Origin of the sequence: Maribacter sp. PR66, assembly GCF_028464205.1 — a bacterium.
Taxonomy (GTDB): Bacteria; Bacteroidota; Bacteroidia; order Flavobacteriales; family Flavobacteriaceae; genus Maribacter; species Maribacter flavus.
Genome location: NZ_JAQPCH010000006.1, coordinates 234,746 through 241,128, shown reverse-complemented (window position 1 = coordinate 241,128; position 6,383 = coordinate 234,746). Strand labels below are relative to the sequence as shown.

General features: G+C 41.3%; 7 protein-coding genes. 2 read left to right on the top strand and 5 right to left on the bottom strand.

The window, feature by feature from the left end; all coding sequences use genetic code 11:
* The first annotated feature begins 101 nt into the window (after window positions 1–101).
* Together PP181_RS12560 and PP181_RS12555 are read left to right on the top strand one after the other, a co-directional pair.
* Window positions 102–491 carry a glyoxalase superfamily protein gene (locus PP181_RS12560; RefSeq protein WP_272637375.1) on the top strand — a complete coding sequence of 130 codons (390 nt, stop codon included), beginning with the start codon at window positions 102–104 and terminating at the stop codon, window positions 489–491.
* Between the two features lie 245 nt (window positions 492–736).
* Window positions 737–1,726, top strand: a complete 990-nt coding sequence (locus tag PP181_RS12555) for an SDR family oxidoreductase (protein ID WP_272637374.1) — start codon at window positions 737–739, stop codon at window positions 1,724–1,726.
* Between the two features lie 4 nt (window positions 1,727–1,730).
* Here the strand turns inward: PP181_RS12555 and PP181_RS12550 are convergent, their stop codons facing one another.
* The 5 genes from PP181_RS12550 to PP181_RS12530 are packed head-to-tail and all read right to left on the bottom strand — an operon-like array spanning window position 1,731 to window position 6,383.
* Window positions 1,731–3,065, bottom strand: coding sequence for a YfcC family protein (locus tag PP181_RS12550; protein ID WP_272637373.1), 1,335 nt, complete (start codon window positions 3,063–3,065; stop codon window positions 1,731–1,733).
* A 31-nt stretch (window positions 3,066–3,096) separates the two neighbouring features.
* Window positions 3,097–3,834: a DUF6090 family protein gene (locus PP181_RS12545; protein ID WP_272637372.1), complete on the bottom strand. Its 738-nt coding sequence runs from the start codon at window positions 3,832–3,834 to the stop codon at window positions 3,097–3,099.
* Window positions 3,835–3,846: 12 nt separating this feature from the next.
* Complete coding sequence (locus tag PP181_RS12540; protein ID WP_272637371.1) at window positions 3,847–4,581, bottom strand: DUF6090 family protein; 735 nt, start codon at window positions 4,579–4,581, stop codon at window positions 3,847–3,849.
* Window positions 4,574–5,377, bottom strand: coding sequence for a hypothetical protein (locus PP181_RS12535; RefSeq protein WP_272637370.1), 804 nt, complete (start codon window positions 5,375–5,377; stop codon window positions 4,574–4,576). Before PP181_RS12535 ends, PP181_RS12540 begins: the two co-directional genes overlap by 8 nt.
* A gap of 7 nt (window positions 5,378–5,384) precedes the next feature.
* Window positions 5,385–6,383, bottom strand: coding sequence for a metallophosphoesterase family protein (locus PP181_RS12530; RefSeq protein WP_272637369.1), 999 nt, complete (start codon window positions 6,381–6,383; stop codon window positions 5,385–5,387).

Below are 6,383 nucleotides of genomic sequence, written 5' to 3'. Positions count from 1 at the left end.
GCTAACTGCTAACTGCTAACTGCTAACTGCTAACTGCTAACTGCTAACTGCTAATTGCCAACAACCAACCCCATCTCCTATTTATTTCATACCTTCAAAATATGAACCCAAAAATTCACCTACACCAAATCCATCCTGTCCTGCCCGTCTGGGACGTTTTGGATGCGCTGGACTTTTATGTAAACCGATTGGGATTCCGGATTGCCTTTGCGGACGATTCCAAAAACCCCAAATATGCAGGCGTCATTCGGGACGATGTAGAGATCCATTTACAATGGCACGACCGAAAGGAATGGGATTTTGATATCGATCGGCCCATGCTTCGGATCGTGACCCAAAACATTGAAGGACTTTTTGAAGAATATGGTGAAAAGGATGTGTTCCACTCCCATACCTTGTTACGGGAAACGGCATGGGGTACCAAGGAATTTGCCTTTTATGACCCGTTTAGAAACGGGCTAACGTTCTATCGGGATATTTCGAGTTCATAATTTTTAATTAGATAAAAGCAACCTTTAAGGAATTTGTCAATTCGAGCATTTTTACTGGATAACATCCAGAAAAAATGTATCGAGAATCAAAACTTTTCAGCAGTAAAACCGTGTTCTCGATACTTTTTCCAATGGAAAAAACTCGAACTGATGATTTTTTGGGAAATTGATTTTAAGTTGAACAAAAAGTTTAATTTTATTATATAACTGATTTGTAATCAGTATTTAAACAGAAAATTATTAAAATGAAAGTATTGTTTATTGGAGGTACGGGAAATATTAGTACTCCGTCTAGTCGGTTGGCAGTAGCCAGGGGAATGGACCTGTACCTGCTGAACAGGGGCAAGTCTGAATTGGACATTGAGGGCGTCCATTCCATCATCGGGGATATAAACAAACCCGAGGAACTTACCGAATTAAAAAAGCACGAATGGGACGTGGTGGTCAATTGGATCGCTTTTACCCCGGGCGATATTGCGCGTGATCTGGACCTGTTCTCAGGAAAAACGAAACAGTATATTTTTATAAGTTCGGCGTCCTGTTACCAGACTCCATTGACTTATCCCATTATCACGGAATCCACTCCGCTTCGCAATAACCTGTGGGACTATTCCAATAACAAAATTAGATGTGAGGAACTGTTGACCAAGGCCTACCAAGAGCAGGGATTTCCCATGACCATCATACGGCCCTCGCATACCTACAACACCATGACGCCGTTGGCCATGGGTGGGTTCGATAAGTACAACACCATTGACCGTATTCTAAAAGGAAAGGAAATCATTGTACATGGCGATGGTACCTCCTTGTGGACGGTCACCCATGCCGACGATTTTGCCAAGGGTTTTGTAGGACTTTTGGGATTGACTACGGCCATTGGACACGCCTTTCATATAACATCCGATGAGGTGTTGAGCTGGAACATGATCTATAAAATTACGGCCGAAGCTCTGGGTAAAGAGGCGAACATCGTTCATATTGCATCGGATTTTATCTGTAAAATTGAGTCCTCCTTTACAGGTAGTTTGTTGGCCGATAAATCCGAAAGCGTGATTTTTGACAATACCAAAATAAAGACCTTCGTGCCCGGTTTTAAAGCAACGATTCCCTATTCCGAAGGCATAAAGCGCACTTTAAAATGGTTGCAGGAAAAACCGGAACGACAATGGATAGACCCCGAAACCGAGGCAAAAATCGAAAATGTACTGAGAGCCTATAAATCGCTAACGGCGTAGCATCCTAGACATACCCCGTATATACCGATACCACAATTGCCAACGCTCCCAAGAGCAATAGAAGGGCAGTGGGTTTCCAAGCGAATTGTAACCATTTGTTATAGGGGATTCCACATACCGCCAATATGGCCATAAGGGCTCCGTTGGTGGGCACAAACATGTCCGCCGTAATGGCACCATACTGATAGGCAAGCACGCAGGTCTGTCGTGAAATTCCGACCAAATCGGAAAGCGGAACCAAAATGGGCATGGTCAAAATGGCCTGCCCGGAGTAACTTGGAATGGGAATGTGCAAAATGACATGGGCCACCATCATCAATACCCCGGAAAGCGATGCCGATACGTATTGCAAGGGCCCGAAGAGTCCGTACACAACGGAATCAATGATCATCCCTTCTTGCAAGACCATGGATATGCTATTGGCGAGACCAATGATAATGGCGGCAAAGATCATTTCCTTAAATCCGTCGATATAGGCTTCACCCGTACCATTAACCCCCAGTTTACCCAAAAGTCCAGAAACAATACCTAATACAAAAAAGCTGGCGGACATTTCCATAAAACCCCAATCCAGTTTTAAAAGGCCGTATAGTACCACTACAAAAGTGAGACATAGCAGGGTGAGAATAATTTTGGAACTCAGGGACATTTTTTCTTGGGTATCAGAGGCCTCCATTTTTTCTGTTCGGTGTTTGGCGTTGTACCGTACTAAGTAGAGCATCCATATCAAAAAAGCGATACCCAGAACCACCAATCGGAATACACTGCCGGAGAGTAGGGAAACACCTGCCTCCTGTTGGGCAATGATAACGCCAAAGGGGTTTGATGGACTAAAGGCACTTCCCAGTACGGTGGAACCATAACTCATGTAAACCGTGGTGTAGATGTTGAACCCCATGCTTTTTCCAAAAATGATAAGTACCGGCATCATGGCGATGACTTCTTCCTGCATGCCAATACTTGCCCCTGCGGCGGTAAATAATAGGGTGACCACGAATAAGGACAGGACTTCCCTGCCCTTTAAAACCTTGACCAGTTTGTTCAGGCCTTGGGATAGGGCCCCAGTTTTTTCGATGACATAGAAACAACCGCCCAATAAAAGGATCAACACAATGACATTGGCCCTATCCGCAATACCCTTGGGAATAGCCAACATTACCTCAAAGGCAGATAAATGTTTACCTTCCGTTTCTTGGTATGAATCACCGACCACTCTTGTAATTCCGGTATCTGGATGCGTAAACCTTTCATAACTGCCCTGTGGCACCACATAGGTTAGCACCCATGCGAACAGTATCGCGCCGATAATAATGACAAAGGCATTTGGAAAGTTTTTCATTTGGTTTGGTTTTTTCTATTTCAGGGGCTTTTTACTCTATGGTTGTTTCCTTCAAGATTTTCTGTATTAATATTTTGGCTTGCGTATAGGCAATTTCAGACTCTTTAAGGACATAGAGTTTGTCATCGATATAGTTTTCAAATTGAATTTTTTGTAGCAAAAGTGCATTGTCCATTTGAAGCTGGGAGGGTTCGTATGGAAATGCATTGGATTGTGTATCGATGTTTCTAAGCGAACCATGTTCCCGAATATATTCGATTAAATTGATATTCGTTTTTTCTGTTTGAGCCATCGTTTCCTGTAATTCCTTAAAAAATCGGGACCAATTGAACAATAGAATTTTAAGCTCCGGATTGTTCAATTTTGAGAGTCCAACAGAGTTCTGCAGGTCGTTCAAAACAAATTCACTGGGCTTCCAAGAAGGACTTTCTATGACATAATGCAAAAGGCTGTCTATTGGTTCTGTTTCTTGTAAGTTTTCTTCTTTAAACTTTCCAAAAATGGTTTCCGTAGCCAAAATGGTGCGTTGCAAAATGGTATTTATGGAATCCAAGTCCCTTAAATTTTCTTGGAATTCAGTGTTTAGATTTTGCACGGTGATTTTTTCCCGGTTATTCTCAAGTCGTTCCTCGTTCCAGTTATTTATTTGTAGCGCGATTAAAATACCGATGACTACAAGTACAATCTCGCCAATGGCATATCTAAAATATTTGGAGGTTCTGTTTTCCATGATGAGATTCTGCCGAATTTTTCTAAAGATTTTAATCATGAAGCGATAGTATTAGTTTCCTTTTTGATAGGAGGACAGGGTTTTGTCAAGTATGGGTAGCAGTTCCTGGATGGCCCGATTTCCTTCCCGTAAGTCAAGAAGGGTACCTTCCTCGTTTCCAATATTTATCTTCAGGGAAGTGAGAAAGTAAAGATCCGATTTGAGTTGTTCATAATCTGCGGGGATAGCTTCTGTGCCCCAAGTATAATCTCTAAAATGGTTGCGGGCATAGGGGAGTAACACGGTGCGAAACTCAAAATCGTCGTCATTGGTATCATCATTGATTTCTGTTATGGTAGTGGTATAATAACTGGTCAACTTATTCCGAAGATCTTGATCTTGTAGAAGTTCTATTCCTAATTTCTTAATCAATTGGTAGCCATTATCCACTAACACGATACGCCTGGCCAACATAACACGTCCTAAGTGATAATTAATGGAATCATAAGGAATATCACCTGCCTCGAGCTTATTGATTACGGTGTATTGTATATTGATATCTTCTAATTTTTTGCTGTAGGTTTTCTCAATGTTGAGGCTATCGCTAATGAGATTACTACGTATTTCGGTAAGAATTTTCACGATTTCACCATCAACTTTCCTGTTTTCATTCCAGTTGTTGACCTGTAAGGCAATCAGGATACCAATGACAACCAGCACAATCTCGCCAACAGCATATTTGAAATATTTTAATGTTTTGCCTTCTTCTAGAAGGTTTTGACGAATTTTTCTAAAGAATTTAATCATGGTTTATGCCTTCTAATAACATATTTAGACTCTCAAGTTGTACCATTGTGGACATTAAATCATTTTGTTTACCCTCTTCATTACCAATTAAATAGCGCAAGTCATTTTTTAAACTTTCATCTTTAAGCAATGCTTCAACAACCGATTTGGCGTAATTATGGTCCAGTTGTATATTACATTCCTTTGGTAGCTTAGGGAAGTAACTATTTCCGGTTTTTACATAAGTATCTCCACAGGCTGATCTAATCTTTGCCTGAACGTCATCAGGCATTTTTCCTCTTAGATTCTTTCTATAGGTGTTTTCAAGTATAGCAACGCCAGATTCTGACCACCCAATATCATAATATCTAATTAATGCGGTCTTTACACTATCGTTTTGGATGAGGTTGATTTGACCCGAAGCAATTAACTCCTGATAGGTTGATGACGCAGAATAGGGGTCTAGTAATTGGCTAGCCTGATACATATCTACAAGATTGGCCACAGGATCAGGGTTAGCATTGGAAGAATTTTCAAAAACGGCGACAGCAGATTTGGCATGTTCGCTAACCTGTTTGGAATAGTTTAAAGTGGCTTCAATAATTAATTTTTCTTCCCTAACATCATCTAAAAGACGCTCATAGTATTGAAATTCTAAATTCTTGTTGAGACGATCTTGATTCCAATTGTTCACCTGAAGGGCCAATAGAATTCCAATCATCACCAATGCAATTTCGCCAATAGCATATTTCAGGTATTTACTGGTTTTACCTTCTTCTAAAAGGTTTTGACGAATTTTACGGAAGAATTTTATCATGTTTTACTTAATGTATCAGCGAACCACTTTTTGGCAGTTCCCCTTTTTTGTCCAAAATACCCTCCATTTTTAAGTGGGTGATTACGGGCTCCTTGGCCATGCGCACCAGGGAGATATGATCGAAGGCCATCGAATCCTTTACATTCTGTCCCCCACCTGTAGTTCCCAAAATAATATAATCCCTGTTGTTCCGAATTTGGTGAGAAAAGGAATGGATATGGCCGTTGATTACGGTGTAGGGTCTATCGGCCAAAAGATTTTCCAAGGGATTCAAACCCTTTTCATCTTCCCGTTGCCATAGCGGTTTGTGCATGAGCACAAAAATCCATGTAACATCAGAATTTTCTTCTAAAACCTTCTCAAAATATTCAAATTGTTCCAAACTCATACCACCTAGTTGACGTTCTGGCATATTATAGTATTCCGTCTCCTCATACACGCCTTCTATTTCCCCGGCGATGACTTTTAGTGCTTTCGCACGTGCCTCATAGATTTCCACCATGCGCCGTTCCTCATAATCCTCGGAATCCATCATGAGAAAGAGAACATTATCGTACAAAAAATGATAGTATCTTGGGCCAAAGCGTTGCTTCCAAATGCTTCGCATCGTAGGGTTTGTGAGGTCATGGTTGCCACCAAGATGGAAAAAGGGCATTTTTAATTTTGATGTCCTGTTTTCAAAGGAATCCCATTCTTTCGCCAATTGCAGCGTATCCTCCGTTCCGCCATCTATGAGATCGCCAACACTCAGGACAAAGGTCGGGTCTAGGGCATTTAATTGCTCTACAGCAGCACTGTATACCCCGTCACGTTCACCCCCGTTCAAATCGGAAATGATGGCAAAGGTAAAATCGTCTTCCGTGGGCTCAAAAATAGCACTGGTCCATGGTTTCGGGCCTTCTCCAAGCGTATGTTCAAAAGTGGATTTCTCAATTTTCTGGTTGTTTTCCTTGCAACTGGAAAGTACAAGGAGAATACCAATGGTATGAATCAAATAGCCTTTCAT